Genomic DNA, 17,163 nt, shown 5'->3' with positions numbered 1-17,163 from the left:
TGATCAGGCGGCGGGCCGGATCGCGCTGCGGCTATGCGGCGGCAGCGGCGCCGACAGCGCCGAGATCAGGGCCTCGATCGAGGTCAAGTTATGTACCGGGCGGAATTCGTCAACGTGGGGCAGCATGGTTTTGATGCCCTGCGCCTTGGCCTCGAAGCCGGAATAGCGCAGCAGCGGGTTCAGCCAGATCAGCCGCCGGCAGGAACGGTGCAGCCGGTCCATCTCGAAGGCGAGCTTGCTGTCGGCCTCGCGCTCCAGCCCGTCGGAGATCAAAAGCACGATGGCGCCCTGCCCGAGCACGCGCCGCGCCCATTGCTTGTTGAAGGTCTCCAGCGACGTCGCGATCCGCGTGCCGCCGGCCCAGTCCTCGACATTGGCCGAGCAGCTCGCCAGTGCCTCGTCCGGATCGCGCTGCCGCAACGCCCGCGTGACATTGGTCAGCCGGGTGCCGAACAGGAACACCGACACGCGCTTGCGGGCGTCGGTGATGGCATGCAGGAAATGCAGGAACAGGCGGGTGTACTCGCTCATCGAGCCGGAGATATCGAGCAGCGCCACGATCGGCGCCGGCTTCTCGATTCTCCCGAGACGATGGAAGTTGATGATCTCGCCCTCGGTGCGCAGCGCCTGGCGCAAGGTCTTGCGCATGTCGATGCGGTGGCCGCGCGGATCTGTGGTGTGGCGGCGGGTCTTCAGCTCGGCCTGCGGCAGCCGCATCTTGGCGATGGCGCGCGCGACCTCGGCGATCTCCGCCGCGCTCATCTGCGCAAAGTCCTTCTTCTGCAGCACCTCGCGGTCGGACACCGACAGCCGCAGATCCTGCTCCTGCGCCTTCGGCTCCTCATGCATCTGCGGCTGCGACATCGCCTCCTGGACGCGGCGCGAGGCCGGCGGCGGCTTCTTCTTGGCGTGATCCGGCAACGGCACCGAATCGAGCATCGACTTCCATTCCTCGGCCGGGCGGAAGAACAGGTCGAAGGCCTGGGCGAAAATCAGCGCGTGCTCGTGGCGCTTGACAAAGATCGATTCCAGCGTGGTGAAGACATCGGGCCGCTTGCCGATGTCGATGACCTCGAGCGCGGTCATGGCGTCGATGACGGCGCCGGGGCCCACGGGCAGACCAGCGGCCCGCAGCGCACGCGCAAAGCCCGCAATGTTATCGGCGATGCCGCCGGTCGGCGGCGCGAGGTGATTGATGCTGGTGGGCATGGCCTGATCCCCTCGTCAGTTCAGACGCGCCTCAAACCGAGGTCGTCATTCCGGGACATGCGAAGCATGGGCCCGGAATCCATAACCACGATCGTGAGTATGGATTCCGGGCTCGCCCTCCGGGCGCCCCGGAATGACGAGCTTTATTGTTGCACGACCTCGGCTCACGTCTCGCTGGTCGCGTCCTTGATCACCTTGTTCAGCGCATCGCCCTGCATGCGGGCGATGTCGTCCTGATACTTCAGCAGCGCGCCCAGCGTGTCGCCGACGACTTCGGCATTCAGCGAGCGCGCATCGAGCTCGGTCAGAGCCGTCGCCCAGTCCAACGTCTCGGCGACTCCCGGCGATTTGTAGAAGTCCTGGTTGCGCAACGCCTGCACGAAACGCACGATCTGCTGCGACAGCCGCTGCGAGATGCCGGGCAGACGCGTCTTGACGATCGCGAGCTCGCGCTCGGCGGAGGGATAGTCGACCCAGTGATACAGGCAGCGCCGCTTCAGCGCGTCGTGGATCTCGCGGGTGCGGTTCGACGTGATGATGACGATCGGCGGATGTGGCGCCTTGACGGTGCCGAACTCGGGGATCGTGACCTGGAAGTCGGAGAGGATCTCGAGCAGATAGGCCTCGAACGCCTCGTCGGCGCGATCGAGTTCGTCGATCAGAAGCACCGGGCTCCCTGCAACATCCGGCTCCAGCGCCTGCAGCAGCGGGCGCTTGATCAGATAGCGATCGGCGAAGATGTCGGAGGTGAGCTGATCGCGGTCGACGTCGCCACCGGCTTCCGCGAGCCGGATCGCGATCATCTGCGCCGCCGAATTCCACTCGTAGACGGCGGACGCGACGTCGAGACCCTCGTAGCATTGCAGCCGGATCAGCTTGCGGCCGAGCGCGGCCGACAGGACTTTGGCAATCTCGGTCTTGCCGACGCCCGCCTCGCCTTCGAGGAACAGCGGCCGGCCCATGCGCAGCGACAGAAAGGTCACCGTCGCCAGCGATCGCTCGGCCAGATAGCCGCGCGAGGACAACAGTTCGAGCATCGCATCGACGGATGCTGGCAGGGCCGGAGCACTCATGGCGAGACTGCTTCCTTCGACGTCACGACGCCGGAGCTTCGGGCTCGGCGGCTTCCGACGAGGCCGTCGAGGCCTTGGCCTCGGCATTGGCGGCATCGACCGCGCGGCGCGCCAGCACGCCGATCAGGTGGGCGCGATATTCGGCGCTGCCGTGAATGTCGCTGTTGAGGCCTTCGGCCGAGACGGGAATGCCTTCCAACACCTTCGGCGAAAAGCGCTTCTGCAGCGCTTCCTCGAAGGCGGTGACGCGGAACACGCCGTTGCCGCCGGCGCCGGTGACGGCGACGCGCACGTCGGAGGGACGGCGCGCGACGAACACGCCGACCAGGGCGTAGCGCGAAGCCTGGTTGCGGAACTTGACGTAAGCCGCCTTCTTCGCCAGCGGGAAGCTCACCTTGGTGATGATCTCATCCGGCTCCAGCGCGGTCGTGAACAGGCCTTGGAAGAACTCCTCGGCCTTCAGCTTGCGCTTGTTGGTGACGATGGTGGCGCCGAGCGCGAGGCACGCCGCCGGATAGTCCGCGGTCGGATCGTTGTTGGCGATCGAGCCGCCGATGGTGCCGCGATGGCGCACCGCGGGGTCGCCGATCAGGCCGGCGAGATGCGCCAGCGCCGGGATCGCCTCGCCGACGGTGGCGGAGTTCGCGACATCAGCATGGCGCGCCATGGCGCCGATCACCAGGTTGCGGCCCTTGACCTCGATCGTGTCGAGCCCCTCGACATGCGAGAGATCGACCAGATGCGGCGGGCTGGCGAGCCGCTGCTTCATGACCGGGACCAGCGTGTGGCCGCCGGCGACCAGCTTGGCGTCCTCGTTCTTGGTGAGGAGATTCGCGGCCTGGCGCACGGTGGCCGGCCGGTGATATTTGAATTCGTACATGGGGGAATGTCCTGTCGCGGCGGGCGGCTGAGGCGGGGTCCGGCTGTTAGGCGAGGTCCGATTTGGCCATCGCCTTGGCGCCGGCGGCAATGGACTGCACGATGTTCTGATAGCCGGTGCAGCGGCAGAGGTTGCCTTCGAGCTCCTCGCGAATCGTCTCCTCGCTGAGCTCGTGGCCCTTGCGGTGGACGAGGTCGACCGCGGTCATGATCATGCCCGGCGTGCAGAAGCCGCACTGCAGACCATGGTGCTCGCGGAAGGCCTCCTGCATCGGATGCAGCGGCGCGCCATCGGCAGCGAGCCCCTCGATCGTGCGGACCTCGTGACCGTCGGCCATCACCGCGAGCGTCGTGCAGGACTTCACCGCCTTGCCGTCGAGATGCACGACGCAGGCGCCACACTGCGAGGTGTCGCATCCGACATGGGTGCCGGTGAGGCGCAGATTCTCGCGCAGGAACTGCACCAGCAGCGTCCGCGGGTCGACGTTCGCCGTGACGGGATTACCGTTCACAATCATGGAAATCTTGGCCATTCAGGACTCTCTATATTCCGCGCACAGCGTTGCACTGCAGCGCAGCCCAGCAAAAATCGGTCGAAAACCATCATATTGACGCTCTCCGCGACGGGCAACCTCGCCCCGGACAGCGCATGGGTCGATTGCGGTCAGCCTTGAACGGCCTTGGCGAAGTTCGCGAAGAATTCATCGGCGAGCTTTTTGGCCGCGCCATTGATCAGGCGCTGGCCGAGCTGCGCCAGCTTGCCGCCGATCTGGGCGTCGACATTGTAGCTCAGCAGCGTGCCGCCATCCTTCTCGGCCAGCCCGACGACGGCGCCGCCCTTGGCGAATCCGGCGACACCGCCCTCGCCCTCGCCGGAGATCTTGTAGCCGTTCGGCGGATCGAGATCGCTCAGGGTGACCTTGCCCTTGAAGCGCGCGGAGACCGGTCCGACCTTCATCTTGGCGACGGCACGGAAGCCGCCGTCCTCGGTGCGCTCCAGCTCCTCGCAGCCGGGGATGCAGGCCTTGAGCACCTCAGGATCGTTCAGCTTGGCCCAGACGGCCTCACGCGGAGCCGCCAGCTGGACCTCGCCCGTCATCGTCATTGCCATGAGCATCTCCCCCCGATTGGCGCGGTTAGAGGCATTCAAGTAAAGCACCGAACGCCTAAAAGGAAGGGCAAGCAGCGCCGTCAAGCGTTGCAGAAACGCGGGAGCACCGCAGCATTCCGGGTCTCCTGGCCGGCGGGTTTTGATTGGCAGACGGCGCCCGCAATGGTTAGTTCGCCATCAAATCTGCACGATTCCTCCGGCGTTGACCGCCGCCTGCGACAAGGATTGCGCCCATGCCGATGATCGACGCCGACGGCTGTCTGTTGAACGTCACCGTCGAGGGCCGCGACGGCGGGCCGACCCTGATGCTGTCGAACTCGCTTGGCTCCACCCTGCAAATGTGGGAGCCGCAGATGCGGAGCTTCACGCAGGTTTTCCGTGTGGTCCGCTATGACCGGCGCGGCCATGGCAAGTCGACGGTCGCCCCCGGCCCCTACTCCATCGAGCGATTCGGCCGCGATGCGCTGGCGATTCTCGACGACCTCAACATCGAGAAGGTGCACTGGTGCGGGGTCTCGATGGGCGGCATGGTCGGGCAATGGCTCGCGGCGCATGCCCCCGAGCGGGTCGGCAAGCTCGTGCTCGCCAACACCACCTGCTACTACCCGGATCCGGCCATCTGGGACGCCCGCATCAAGGCGGTTCAGGACAATGGACTCGCGGGCATCGCGGACACGGTCATCGCCGGCTGGCTGACGCAGGAGTTCCGCGATGCCAATCCGGACGTGGCCGATCGCATGAAGGCAATGCTGGCGGCGACGCCTGTCGAGGGCTATCTCGCCTGCTGCGCGGCACTGCGCGCGCTTGACCTGCGCGAGGACCTGCCCGCCATCAAGAGCCCCGTTCTCGTCGTCGCAGGCCGCTATGACAAATCGACACCGATCGCGATGGCTGAAGCGATTCGCAGCCGGATCCCCGGGGCCAGCATGACCATCGTCGATGCCGCACACATCTCGAACGTCGAAGTCGCGGGCCAGTTCAATGACGCCGTGCTGGGCTTCCTGACCCAGCGCTGAGTGCATCCGCGCTTCGGGATAGGCGCCCCCCTGCCCGCAGCCTCAGGGCTGCCGCGGCAGTCGATCAGAATTTGGCGCCGGCGGCGGCGCTGTTGGCCACCCCTGGCTCCATGCCGTTCGACGGAGCGGATGCCGCCGCTGGGGACGCCGTGGGCTGGGTCGCCGGCTTTTCCACCAGCATGACGATCGCGGTGCCCAGCAGCATCAGCAGCTCGGTTGCATGAAGGCGCAGTGCCTGCGTCTCGCCGACCTTCGCGGCCATGATCATGCTGAAGAACGTCAGCATGCTGCCAAGGCCGAGTCCGATCGACAACGCTTCGACATAGCCCGCCACCTTTCGCACCCGCGGAACCAGGATCAGGACCAGGAACATCGCGAAGAAGCCTGCGACCGTCAGTCGCGCCAGCGCGAGCAGCCAGGCGGCGCGGACGGTCTCGAGGCCCGACAGGTGAAGATGATCGCTGATGAACAGCGCGATCGCGATATTGGGCCGTGCGAACAGCGCCTGGATCGGCGAGACCATGATCTGGAAGGCGATGGCGGTCCAGGCGGGCACGAAATACAGCGCCAGCAGCACGCCATTGACGCAGCTCAGCCGCCAGTTCCTGATCACGCAGTTCTTGATCATGTTCGTCCGCCTTTGCGTCCCGCAGTTCCAGACGAGCTAACGCGCGGCAAATGCAGCCGGCAATTTAAACCCTTTGTTTACCTTAACGGGGCGGCCGGCCGGGATCGGTTGGCGCGCCTAAGCGCGACCAGGGACGTGAGCTGAGCTTACGGATCGCTCGAGCCGTCAGACCCGTTTTCAACCTGCGCCCTCGTTCCCTCCTGCCCGGGCTGCCGGCTTTCGCCGGGCTCCTGCCGGATCGGCTTGCCCTGCGTCTGGCCCTGCTGATTCTGGCCGGGGTTCTGGTGACCCTGGTTTTGGTCGGTCAGGCTGCTCATGCCCGTCTCCCTCATGGCAATGGCACGACAACCAATGCGGGAACGCTCCCCCAGTTGCCTGAGTGCCGCGTTCCCTGGCGATTGTTCCGTGGCAATGATGTGCCGCAACGGGGGCAACGGAACCGCGCCATCAAAGCAGGCGGGATAAGCCCTCAATTGCGGCACTGCACGCTGTTGCGGCAGACGGTTCCTAGCTGTTAGTACTTGACCACGCGTCGCCTTTGGCGCGGGCGAGGTCCAGGTACCATCCCCGCGCCGCAAGGCCCCCGCCGCGTTGCGAACCGGTCTCGGCAGTCAGGACAACGGCAGTCTCAATAACGGCAGTTCATGGATTATTTCGCGCAGCAGCTCATCAACGGCCTCGTGCTCGGCTCGATCTACGGCCTGATCGCCATCGGCTACACCATGGTCTATGGCATCGTCGGCATGATCAATTTCGCCCATGGCGACGTCTTCATGATCGGCGGCTTCATCGCGCTGATCTCGTTCCTGGTGCTCGTCTCGATCGGCCTGACCGCTGTCCCGGTCATCCTGCTGATCGTGCTGCTGGTGGCGATGGCCATCACCGCGCTGTATGGCTGGACCATCGAGCGCATCGCCTATCGTCCGCTGCGCCACTCCTTCCGGCTGGCGCCGATGCTGTCGGCCATCGGCATGTCGTTCGTGCTGACGAATTTCTCCCAGGTGTCGCAGGGCGCACGCGTCAAGCCGGTGCCGCCGATCGTCACCGGCGGCTACACGCTGCACGAGGGCGAGAGCGGCTTCGTCGTTCAGCTCTCCAACATTCAGATCGTGGTGGTGATCACCACGATCGTGCTGCTGGGACTGTTCACCTGGCTGGTGTCGCGCACGCGGCTCGGCCGCGACATGCGCGCCTGCGAGCAGGACCAGACCATGGCGGCGCTGCTCGGCGTCGACGTCGACCGCACCATCTCGATGACCTTCGTGATCGGCGCCGCGCTCGCTGCCGTCGCCGGCATGATGTACCTGCTGTATTACGGCCTGGTCGATTTCTTCATGGGCTTCGTCGCCGGCATCAAGGCGTTCACGGCGGCCGTGCTCGGCGGCATCGGCTCGCTGCCGGGAGCGATGCTCGGCGGCCTCGCGATCGGACTGATCGAGACGTTCTGGTCGGCCTACTTCTCCGTGGAGTACAAGGACGTCGCAGCATTCTCGATCCTCATCGTGGTGCTGATCTTCATGCCGACCGGCCTGCTCGGCCGGCCCGAAGTCGAAAAAGTCTGAAGACGGAGCCCGTGTGAGCGCGTCCCATCCCGCCTCGTCGAATGGCTCCGAACCGGTCGGAGCCGCCTTCATCCTCAAAAAGGCCTTCCTCAGCGCCCTCGTCGCACTCGGCCTGTTCTCGCTGATGATCGGCGTCCGGACCGAAGCGGGCCAAAGCGGCCAGCTCGAATACTGGACGCGCTTCGGGGACCTCGCCAGCCTGGTCGCGGCGGTCTTCGTCGGCTCGATCATTGTCGAGCTCCTGCGGCTGTGGCTCGGTCCGCGCGGCGGCCTCGGCAGCTTCGTGCCCTCCTCGGTGCAGAGCGGCCTGTCGGTCGCCGGCCGCTATCTCGCGCCGGCGCTGCTGATCTTCACCTTCCTCGTGCCGGTGATCTTCTACAATCAGCGCTACATTCTCGATCTCGGCATCCTGGTGCTCACCTATGTGATGCTCGGCTGGGGCCTCAACGTCGTGGTCGGCCTGGCCGGCCTGCTGGACCTCGGCTATGTCGCGTTCTACGCGGTCGGCGCCTATTCCTACGGGCTGCTGTCGACCACCTTCGGCCTGTCGTTCTGGATCTGCCTGCCGCTGGCCGGCATCCTCGCCGCATTCTGGGGCGTGCTGCTCGGCTTCCCCGTGCTGCGGCTGCGCGGCGACTATCTCGCGATCGTCACGCTTGCGTTCGGCGAGATCATCCGCCTTGTGCTGATCAACTGGCAGGATGTCACCGGCGGCCCCAACGGCATCTCCGGCATTCCGCGGCCGAGCCTGTTCGGCATTCCGCTGACGCCGGGCGAAGGCGGCCTCGCGGCCATGCTCGGCATTCCCTTTTCGCCGACGCATCGCATCGTCTTCCTGTTCTATCTGATCCTGGCGCTGGCGCTGCTCACCAACTGGGTCACCATCCGGCTGCGCCGGCTGCCGATCGGCCGCGCCTGGGAAGCGCTGCGCGAGGACGAGGTCGCCTGCCGCGCCCTCGGCATCAACATCACGACGACCAAGCTCACGGCGTTCGCCACCGGCGCCATGTTCGGCGGCTTCGCCGGCGCCTTCTTCGCCACCCGCCAGGGCTTCATCAGCCCGGAGTCCTTCACCTTCCAGGAATCGGCGCTGGTGCTCGCGATCGTCGTGCTCGGCGGCATGGGATCGCAGCTCGGCGTGGCGCTCGCCGCGCTCGCCATGATCGGCGGCTTCGAGCTGTTCCGAAGCCTCGAGGTCTATCGCATGCTGGTGTTCGGTCTCGCCATGGTGCTGATCATGATCTGGCGCCCGCGCGGCATCGTCGGCCATCGCGCACCGACCGTATTTCTCGAAAAATCCAAGAGCATCTCTTCGGACCTCGTCAAGGAAGGCCACGGATGAGCTCCGCTCCGATCCTCGCACTCGAAAATCTCACCATGCGCTTCGGCGGCATCGTCGCCGTCAACGCGCTGTCGTTCACCGCGCAGCGCCAGCAGATCACGGCGCTGATCGGCCCCAACGGCGCCGGCAAGACCACCGTGTTCAACTGCATCACCGGCTTCTACAAGCCCACCTCCGGCGTGATCCGCCTGACGCATGATGACGGTATGCAATTCGAGATGCAGAAGCTGAAGGACTTCAACATCTCCAAGCAGGCCAAGGTGGCGCGCACGTTCCAGAACATCCGGCTGTTTCCGGGCATGACCGCGCTCGAGAACCTGATGGTGGCGCAACACAACGCTCTGATGCGTGCGTCGGGCTTCACGCTGCTCGGGCTGCTCGGCGTGCCGTCCTGGCGCGCCGCCGAGCAGAGCGCGATCGATGCCGCGGTGTTCTGGCTGAAGCGCGTCGGGCTGATCGACCGGGCCGATGATGCGGCCGGCAATCTCGCTTACGGCGACCAGCGGCGGCTGGAGATCGCACGGGCGATGTGCACCGGGCCCGCCCTGCTCTGTCTCGACGAACCCGCCGCCGGCCTCAACGCGCGCGAGAGCGCCGCGCTGAGCGAGCTCCTGCTCTCGATCCGCAGCGACCACGGCACATCGATCCTCTTGATCGAGCATGACATGAGCGTCGTCATGGAAATCTCCGACCGCGTCGTTGTGATGGACTACGGCGTCAAGATCGCCGAGGGCACGCCGCGCGAGATCCGCGACGATCCCAAGGTCATCGCCGCCTATCTCGGCACCGACGAGGAAGAGGCCGCAGCCGTGATGGAGGCCGAGGCGTGAGTACGTCCCTGCTCGCCATCCGCAACCTGCGCGCCTCCTATGGCAAGATCGAAGCGCTCAAGGGCGTCGACCTCGAGATCAAATCCGGCGAAATCGTCGCGCTGATCGGCGCCAACGGGGCCGGCAAGTCGACGCTGATGATGTCGATCTTCGGCCGCCCGCGCGCCAGCTCCGGTCATATCGTCTATGACGGCCACGACATCACGCAGGTGCCGACGCACCAGATCGCGCGGCTCAAGATCGCGCAGTCGCCGGAGGGCCGCCGCATCTTCCCGCGCATGAGCGTCGCAGAGAACCTGCAGATGGGCGCCGACGCCGGCGACACCACCGAGGCCGAGCGCGCCGGCACGCTGGAGCGCGTGTTCGCGCTGTTCCCTCGGCTGAAGGAGCGCATCGACCAGCGCGGCGGGACGCTGTCCGGCGGCGAGCAGCAGATGCTGGCGATCGGGCGCGCGCTGATGAGCCGGCCGCGGCTGCTGCTGCTCGACGAGCCTTCGCTCGGCCTGGCCCCTCTGATCGCCCGGCAGATTTTCGACGCGATCCGGACACTGAACCGCCAGGACGGTTTGACCGTGCTGATCGTGGAGCAGAACGCCAATCATGCGCTGAAGCTCGCCCACCGCGGCTACGTGCTGGTCAACGGACTGGTCACGCTGTCGGGCACCGGGGCCGAGCTGTTGCAGCGGCCGGAGATCCGCGCCGCCTATCTGGAGGGCGGCCGCCACTAGGCGACCATCGAGCCCCCGGCAGGCCGGCAGAAATGGCCTTAGCCCTTCGTCGATTTGCCCGAAAAATGCCGGTGACTTCGGCGGAAAATCAGCCACAATGCGCGCGGTCTGCGGCCCGCCGTTCGGGCCGTCTCCGTGTCGACCTACCCCCTGTGAGGATTTCTCATGAAACCACTCAAACTCATCGGCCTGGCTCTGGGCGCGTCGCTGGCGCTCTCGACCGCAGCCTACGCCGAAGACATCACCATCGCCGTGGCCGGCCCGATGACCGGCGGCGAGTCGGCGTTCGGTCGTCAGATGCAGAACGGCGCCGAGATGGCGGTCGCCGACCTCAATGCCGCAGGCGGCGTGCTCGGCAAGAAGCTCGCCCTCCAAGTCGGTGACGACGCCTGCGATCCCAAGCAGGCCCGCTCGGTCGCCGAGAAGCTCGCCGGCTCCGGCATTCCGTTCGTCGCCGGGCACTTCTGCTCGTCGTCGTCGATCCCGGCCTCCGAGGCCTATGCCGACAGCAACGTGCTGCAGATCACGCCCGCTTCGACCAACCCGCTGTTCACCGAGCGCAAGCTGTGGAACGTGGCGCGCGTCTGCGGCCGTGACGATCAGCAGGGCTTGGTGGCCGCGAACTACATAGCGAAGAACTTCAAGGGCAAGAACATCGCGATCCTCAACGACAAGACCACCTACGGGAAAGGTCTCGCGGACGAGACCAAGAAGGCGCTCAACAAGGCTGGCGTCACCGAGAAGATGTTCGAGTCGTACAACAAGGGCGACAAGGACTTCAACGCGATCGTCTCACGCCTGAAGCGTGAGAACATCGACCTCGTCTATGTCGGCGGCTATCATCAGGAAGCCGGCCTGATCCTGCGTCAGATGCGCGACCAGGGCCTCAAGACGATCCTGATGGCGGGCGACGCGATGAACGACAAGGAGTTCGCCTCGATCACCGGTCCGGCCGCGGAAGGCACGCTGTTCACCTTCGGCCCCGAGCCGCGCAACAAGCCGACCGCCAAGGCGATCGTGGACAAGTTCAAGGCCAAGAACATCGATCCCGAGGGCTACACGCTCTACACCTACGCCGCGATCCAGGTCTGGTCGCAGGCGGTGAAGAAGGCCAACACCACCGATGCCAAGAAGGTGATGGACACCATCAAGGCCGGCGAGTGGGACACGGTGCTGGGCAAGCTCGGCTTCGACGCCAAGGGCGACATCAAGCAGATCGACTACGTCGTCTACAAGTGGGACGCCAAGGGCGCCTACGCCGAGCTCGGCGGCAAAGGCTCCTGATCTCAGATCAAAGTGATCCACAAAATGGAACGCCCCGGTCGATGACCGGGGCGTTTTTCTTCAGCTGATTACGGGCGACTTCGCGCTTCGTCGCCAAGCCTGATTGAAGGCGAGGCACCGAATTCCGCAATCGATCAGCCTGCGCAGACCGACAGAGGCGCTGCGCGCGTGTTCTTCACGGCCGAGCGGGCTGCCTCGACCGCGCGCATCAATTCTGCCGGCCGGAACGGCTTCTGCAGATAGACGACCCGGGTCAACTCCTCCGACATCGCGGCCCCGTCGAACGCGCTCATGCCGGAGACGGCCACGACGGGTACATCGGGAACCAGCGCACGCATCCCGCTGACCAGATCGAGACCGTTGGAGTCATCGAGATAGATATCGACGATCACGGCGTCGAACGTCTGGTCGCGGAACAATTGCAGTCCGGCCGGAGCGGTTCCCGCTTCGACCACATCGAACTGATTGACGCGCAGCACCATGCTAATCATGGCCCGGACGTCCTTTTGATCGTCCACCACAAGAATCCGTGGCATCAAAATCTCCAGAAATTTTTCGTTGGACAGCCTACAACATAAAAAGAAATCAGCTACAACTACGGGTATATTTATCCCGGTTGCGGTAAAGGTGCAGTTACTCCAACGCGCGACTCATTCAACAGAACGCTACATATTGGTAACATACAACCTTTATTAGAATAGCATATTTTTTCGCGTCACCATCGTCTCCGTGCCGAGTTGCACGTTGATGACAGGGCGCAGGACTTTGGAGATGCAGAGCATCGAGGATACTGGCGAAGTTCTTCTATCGACGACCACCGCAACGCATCGGGACCGTGTCGCAGCACTGGCTGCGGTTGTCGTCTCGGCCCTGCTCTTTGCCGCCGCCGCTCCCTTCGCCAAGGTCCAGCTGCCGGCAACGCCGGCGTTTGTCGCCAGCTATCAGTCGGCGCTGGCACTGAATGACCTGATCACCGCGTTCCTGCTGTTCTCCCAATTCGTGCTGCTGCGCTCGCGCCCGCTGCTGTGGCTGGCCTCTGGATATCTGTTCACCGCACCGGCGGCGCTGCTGCACACTCTGGTCTTTCCCGGGCTCTACTCACAGACCGGGCTGCTCGGCGCCGGACCGCAGAGCGCAGTCTGGATCTACATGATCTGGCATGGCGGGTTCCCGTTCTTCGTCCTCGCCTATGCGCTGCACACGCGCCGCCGGCTCGCGCCCGTCAGCTCGGTCGCCGCGGCGCTGTCGTTCGCAATCCTCGGCGTGGCGATCGTTCTCGCTGCGCTGACCTGGACGGTGATCGCCTTCGATTCATCGCTTCCCGCGCTGATCCACGACGGTACGGCGACAACGGCCCTGAAGGTCGTGGTCGGCTCAATCTGGTGCGTGACGCTCGTGGCGTTGGCCGTGCTGGCGTGGCGCGGCCCGCACACCATTCTCGATCTCTGGGTCATGGTGGTGCTGTGCGCCTGGCTATTCGACCTTTCGCTGTCATCGATGCTCAATGCCGCAAGATTCGATCTCGGCTACTACGCGGGCCGCATCTACGGCCTGCTGGCGGCGAGCTTCGTGCTCGGCGTCCTGCTCGCCGACAATGTCGGACTGCAGACGCGCCTCACGCGCCTGTTGCGGCAGCAGCGCCGGCAGAACGAAAGCGAGCGGGCCCGCTTCATCGCGCGCGAGAGACTGTTCAGCGCCGTCGTCGAGTCCTCCAATGACGCCATCATCACACTCACCCTGCATGGCAAGATCACGTCATGGAACCGCGCAGCCGAGCATCTGTTCGGATACGGCGCCGACGACGCGCTTGGCAACGACATCGGCCTGATCGTCCCCGCCGAGCGGCGCTCCGAGGTCGATGGCATCCTCGAGCGGATCGGCGGCGGCGAGAAGATCGAGCATCACGAGACAGTGCGTCGGCACAGGGACGGCCACGCGATCGAGGTGTCGCTCAGCGTCTCCCCAATCCACGACGCCCGCGGCACCGTGATCGGCGCCTCGAAGGTCGCGCGCGACATCACCGAGAGCAAACGTACACGCCACGCGCTGAATCGAGAGACGGAGGAGCGGCGGCGCATCTTCGAGACCTCGCAGGACCTGATCCTGATCGCGAACTCCCGCGGCGATTTGATGCAGGTGAGCCCGAGCGCACAGGGCATCCTCGGCTATCGGCCCGAGGAGATGGTCGGCCGCAACGCCAGCGACTTCGTCTACCCGCCCGAGCTGGAGACCGTTCGCAGCCAGATGCGCGACTGCCGCCGCGGCCGCGACATCCACAATTTCGAGGCGCAGCTGCTGCACAAGGAAGGACGCGGCGTCGTCCTGAACTGGATGGCGAGCTGGTCGGAACCGGTGCAGCGCCACTTTTTCGTCGGCCGCGACCTGACCGAAAAGCGCGCCGCCGAGGCGCAATTCCGCCAGGCGCAGAAGATGGAGGCGGTCGGCCAGCTCACCGGAGGGGTCGCCCACGACTTCAACAACATCCTCACCGTCATCACCGGCAGCATTTCCATCCTCTCCGACGCCGTCGCCGGGCGGCCGGAGCTCGCATCCGTCGCCAAGCTGATCGACGATTCCGCCGACCGGGGCGCGCATCTCACCCGGCAATTGCTCGCCTTCGCGCGCAAGCAGCCGCTTCAGCCGGTCGACCTCGACGTCAACGCGCTGATGAACGAGACCGCCGCCCTGCTGCGTCCGACGCTCGGCGAGCACATCGAGATCGAACGCATCCTCAGTCTCGATCCCTGCACCGCGCTGGCCGATCCGAACCAGCTCGCCACTGCGATCGTCAACCTCGCCCTCAATGCGCGCGATGCGATGCCGCAAGGCGGCAAGCTGACGCTGGAGACCGCGAACGTCGCCCTCGATCAGGACTATGCCGACGCCAACAACGAGGTCGCGGTCGGCGACTACGTCATGGTCGCGGTCAGCGACACCGGCAGCGGCATCCCGCCGGCCTATCTCGACAAGGTGTTCGACCCTTTCTTCTCGACCAAGGGCGTCGGCAAGGGCACCGGCCTTGGCCTCAGCATGGTGTTCGGCTTCGTCAAGCAGTCCGGCGGCCACATCAAGATCTATAGTGAGGTCGGGCACGGCACCTCGATCAAGCTCTACCTGCCGCGCTCGGCTTCGATGCCGACGACAGCCACGAATCAGCGCGCGCTCGACACGAGCGGCGGCAATGAGACGATCCTGATCGTCGAGGACGATCCGATGGTCCGCCAGCACGTCGTCACCCAGGTTGCCAGCCTCGGCTACACCACCCTCGCCGCCGCCAACGCTGCCGAGGCGCTCGACGTGCTGGAACGCCATCCGGAGATCGATCTGCTGTTCACCGACGTCATCATGCCCGGCGCCATGAATGGCCGCCAGCTCGCCGATACCGCCCGCGCGCGACATCCGTCGCTGAAGACGCTGTTCACGTCCGGCTACACCGAAAACGCCATCGTGCACCACGGCCGCCTCGACGCCGGCGTACTGCTGCTGGCCAAGCCCTACCGCAAGCCGGAACTCGCCCGCATGATCCGCATCGCGCTGGAGAAGTGAGGTCGTAGAGCGGACGAGCGCAAGAAGCGACCTCCGGGTTTCACCGACCGGGTCATGGGACCGCCTGGTCATCGCAGCGCTGATCATGGCCACTGGCTTGGACCAACTCGGACTTGCCTTGAGCCGCCTCGCCAGCTGAGCTATCGGTCCGCCAACGTCCCCATCGCGAGAATGGCCGTGCAGAATCTTCTCACCGACATTGCAGGCGTACGCGTCGGCCACGCCGACGATGCAGCGCTCGCCTCCGGCGTGACCGCGATTTTGTTTGACCAGCCGGCGGTGGCCGCGATCGACATTCGCGGCGGCGGACCCGGGGTGCGCGAGGATGCGCTGCTCGATCCCGTCAATACGGTCGAGCGGATCGACGCCATTGCGCTGTCGGGTGGCTCGGCGTTCGGGCTGGAAGCTGCGAGCGGCATCCAGGCGTGGCTCGCCGAGCAGGGCCGCGGCTTTGCCGTGCGCGACGCGCTGATCCCGATCGTGCCCGGCGCGATCGTGTTCGATCTGCTGAACGGCGGCAACAAGGCCTGGGGCCGCTATGCGCCCTATCGCGAGCTCGGCCACGCAGCGGCCGCCGCGGCGGACACGACGTTCGCGCTGGGCAGCGTCGGGGCCGGGCTCGGCGCCACCACGGCCAACCTGCAGGGCGGGCTCGGCTCGGCCTCGGCGACGACGCGCGGCGGTATCAAGGTCGCGGCGATCGCGGTGGTCAACGCGGTCGGCAGCGTCACGGTCGGCGATGGCCCATGGTTCTGGGCTGCGCCTTACGAGGTCGACGATGAGTTCGGCGGCCGCGGCCTGCCCGCCACGTTCACGCCGGACATGCTGGCGATGCGCATCAAGGGCGGCCCTGCCCCGTCGGCGTCCGAGAATACGACCATCACGCTGGTCGTGACCGATGCGATCCTGACCAAGGCGCAGGCGAAGCGTCTGGCGATGATGGCGCAGACCGGCATGGCACGGGCGATCTATCCGGTCCACCTGCCGCTCGACGGCGACATCGTGTTCGCGGCGGCGACCTGCGCCAAGCCGGTGGAGCCGCTGGTCGAGCTGAGCGAGCTCGGCATGGTCGCGGCCAACGTGCTGGCGCGTGCGATCGCGCGCGGCGTCTATCACGCCAGGCGGCTGCCGTTCGCCGGCGCCCTGCCGTCCTGGCAGGACCGCTTCGGCAGCTGAGCGGCTTGCGAGGCTTACGCGCTCACCGCGGTCGTGGATGAACCACGCAGCCGTATCGACTGATGCTGCATCAGCTTCTCGATCATGTTGTAGGACGAGGTCGCGGCATTGGAAGCTGCGGTGGTGGCCGGCGTGAACAGCGTCATCTTGGAGCCGTCGGCATAGGTGATGGTGGTGGTCGTCGAGCCGTCGCTGTTGGTAGACGACGAACTCGACGCGCCCGACAGCGCCTGCATCAGCGCATCCGCCCCTGCACCCGCGGAATTGCCCGAGCCGGCGCTCGCGCCAGCCTCCTGATGATGGTGATGGCCACGACGACCACGCGCGCCCTGCAGTGCCGAGGTCAGCTCGTCCATGCTGACATTGCCGTCGCTGTTGCCGTCGAGCTTGCCGAACACCTTGTCGGCATTGGCGATGTTGGTGCCGCCGGCGCCGAGCGCGGTCTCGAACTCGGATTTCGTGATCTGCCCGTCGCCATCGCCGTCGATCTGCGAGAACAGATCCTGCAGCGGATTGGTCGCCGCGTCCGACGACGAGCCCGACTGGCTCTGCGCCGCCAGCAGCGCGCTCATCGTCTCCGGCGCGATCTGCCCGGAACCGCTGCTGCCCGAACTGGACCACGGGCTGAAATTGCCGGAGCCGCTCGCAGCATTGCCGCCGAGACTGAACAGGCCGCCGCCGGGATTGCCGGATTTGCCCGATCCGGACTTGGTCGATCCCAGCGACTGCAGGCCTTCCAGGACCGACGAGGCGGCCCCCAATGCGAACCACATGGCGAA

17 protein-coding genes are annotated in these 17,163 nt (G+C 65.7%); 8 read left to right on the top strand and 9 right to left on the bottom strand.

Features of this window, described 5'->3' with window-relative positions:
- Nucleotides 1-3: 3 nt before the first annotated feature.
- From QXZ94_RS04485 to QXZ94_RS04465, 5 genes are all read right to left on the bottom strand, one after another.
- Nucleotides 4-1,209, bottom strand: coding sequence for a VWA domain-containing protein (locus QXZ94_RS04485; RefSeq protein WP_315719411.1), 1,206 nt, complete (start codon nt 1,207-1,209; stop codon nt 4-6).
- A gap of 164 nt (nt 1,210-1,373) precedes the next feature.
- Nucleotides 1,374-2,282: a MoxR family ATPase gene (locus QXZ94_RS04480; RefSeq protein WP_315719410.1), complete on the bottom strand. Its 909-nt coding sequence runs from the start codon at nt 2,280-2,282 to the stop codon at nt 1,374-1,376.
- 22 nt (nt 2,283-2,304) lie between these two features.
- On the bottom strand, nt 2,305-3,162 hold the full coding sequence (locus QXZ94_RS04475; RefSeq protein ID WP_315719409.1) for a xanthine dehydrogenase family protein subunit M: 858 nt from the start codon (nt 3,160-3,162) through the stop codon (nt 2,305-2,307).
- 46 nt (nt 3,163-3,208) lie between these two features.
- On the bottom strand, nt 3,209-3,694 hold the full coding sequence (locus QXZ94_RS04470; protein WP_006612357.1) for a (2Fe-2S)-binding protein: 486 nt from the start codon (nt 3,692-3,694) through the stop codon (nt 3,209-3,211).
- A gap of 131 nt (nt 3,695-3,825) precedes the next feature.
- Nucleotides 3,826-4,272: a carbon monoxide dehydrogenase subunit G gene (locus QXZ94_RS04465; RefSeq protein WP_315719408.1), complete on the bottom strand. Its 447-nt coding sequence runs from the start codon at nt 4,270-4,272 to the stop codon at nt 3,826-3,828.
- Nucleotides 4,273-4,505: 233 nt separating this feature from the next.
- Between QXZ94_RS04465 and pcaD the strand changes: the two genes are divergently transcribed.
- Nucleotides 4,506-5,288, top strand: coding sequence for a 3-oxoadipate enol-lactonase (gene pcaD / locus QXZ94_RS04460; protein ID WP_315719407.1), 783 nt, complete (start codon nt 4,506-4,508; stop codon nt 5,286-5,288).
- Between the two features lie 64 nt (nt 5,289-5,352).
- Here pcaD and QXZ94_RS04455 read toward each other — a convergent pair whose 3' ends face one another.
- Together QXZ94_RS04455 and QXZ94_RS04450 are read right to left on the bottom strand one after the other, a co-directional pair.
- Nucleotides 5,353-5,916 carry a hypothetical protein gene (locus QXZ94_RS04455; RefSeq protein WP_315719406.1) on the bottom strand — a complete coding sequence of 188 codons (564 nt, stop codon included), beginning with the start codon at nt 5,914-5,916 and terminating at the stop codon, nt 5,353-5,355.
- Between the two features lie 146 nt (nt 5,917-6,062).
- A complete protein-coding gene (locus tag QXZ94_RS04450) occupies nt 6,063-6,233 on the bottom strand; it encodes a hypothetical protein (RefSeq protein WP_315719405.1) in 171 nt (56 codons plus the stop codon).
- 327 nt (nt 6,234-6,560) lie between these two features.
- Here QXZ94_RS04450 and QXZ94_RS04445 point away from each other — a divergent pair, with 327 nt between their 5' ends.
- The 5 genes from QXZ94_RS04445 to QXZ94_RS04425 all read left to right on the top strand — a co-directional run bounded on the left by QXZ94_RS04445 (nt 6,561) and on the right by QXZ94_RS04425 (nt 11,662).
- Nucleotides 6,561-7,478, top strand: coding sequence for an ABC transporter permease subunit (locus QXZ94_RS04445; RefSeq protein WP_172113805.1), 918 nt, complete (start codon nt 6,561-6,563; stop codon nt 7,476-7,478).
- A gap of 13 nt (nt 7,479-7,491) precedes the next feature.
- Complete coding sequence (gene livM / locus QXZ94_RS04440; protein ID WP_315719404.1) at nt 7,492-8,820, top strand: high-affinity branched-chain amino acid ABC transporter permease LivM; 1,329 nt, start codon at nt 7,492-7,494, stop codon at nt 8,818-8,820.
- A complete protein-coding gene (locus tag QXZ94_RS04435; RefSeq protein ID WP_315719403.1) occupies nt 8,817-9,650 on the top strand; it encodes an ABC transporter ATP-binding protein in 834 nt (277 codons plus the stop codon). Before livM ends, QXZ94_RS04435 begins: the two co-directional genes overlap by 4 nt.
- Nucleotides 9,647-10,378 (top strand): ABC transporter ATP-binding protein, encoded by a 732-nt coding sequence (locus tag QXZ94_RS04430; RefSeq protein WP_315719402.1) that lies wholly within the window; start codon nt 9,647-9,649, stop codon nt 10,376-10,378. Before QXZ94_RS04435 ends, QXZ94_RS04430 begins: the two co-directional genes overlap by 4 nt.
- A 165-nt stretch (nt 10,379-10,543) precedes the next feature.
- The gene (locus tag QXZ94_RS04425) at nt 10,544-11,662 is read left to right on the top strand and encodes a branched-chain amino acid ABC transporter substrate-binding protein (RefSeq protein ID WP_172113801.1); all 1,119 of its coding nucleotides are present in this window, start codon (nt 10,544-10,546) and stop codon (nt 11,660-11,662) included.
- Nucleotides 11,663-11,796: 134 nt separating this feature from the next.
- Here the strand turns inward: QXZ94_RS04425 and QXZ94_RS04420 are convergent, their stop codons facing one another.
- Nucleotides 11,797-12,198, bottom strand: coding sequence for a response regulator (locus QXZ94_RS04420; protein ID WP_315719401.1), 402 nt, complete (start codon nt 12,196-12,198; stop codon nt 11,797-11,799).
- 235 nt (nt 12,199-12,433) lie between these two features.
- Here QXZ94_RS04420 and QXZ94_RS04415 point away from each other — a divergent pair, with 235 nt between their 5' ends.
- Together QXZ94_RS04415 and QXZ94_RS04410 are read left to right on the top strand one after the other, a co-directional pair.
- Complete coding sequence (locus tag QXZ94_RS04415; RefSeq protein ID WP_315719400.1) at nt 12,434-15,208, top strand: PAS domain S-box protein; 2,775 nt, start codon at nt 12,434-12,436, stop codon at nt 15,206-15,208.
- A gap of 177 nt (nt 15,209-15,385) precedes the next feature.
- Nucleotides 15,386-16,384, top strand: a complete 999-nt coding sequence (locus QXZ94_RS04410; RefSeq protein ID WP_315719399.1) for a P1 family peptidase — start codon at nt 15,386-15,388, stop codon at nt 16,382-16,384.
- Nucleotides 16,385-16,398: 14 nt separating this feature from the next.
- Here QXZ94_RS04410 and QXZ94_RS04405 read toward each other — a convergent pair whose 3' ends face one another.
- The gene (locus QXZ94_RS04405; protein WP_315719398.1) at nt 16,399-17,157 is read right to left on the bottom strand and encodes an EF-hand domain-containing protein; all 759 of its coding nucleotides are present in this window, start codon (nt 17,155-17,157) and stop codon (nt 16,399-16,401) included.
- Nucleotides 17,158-17,163 lie beyond the last annotated feature (6 nt).

Source organism: Bradyrhizobium sp. SZCCHNS2022 (assembly GCF_032377575.1).
GTDB classification, from domain to species: Bacteria; Pseudomonadota; Alphaproteobacteria; order Rhizobiales; family Xanthobacteraceae; genus Bradyrhizobium; species Bradyrhizobium aeschynomenes.
This window is presented reverse-complemented; position numbering and strand designations above follow the sequence as displayed.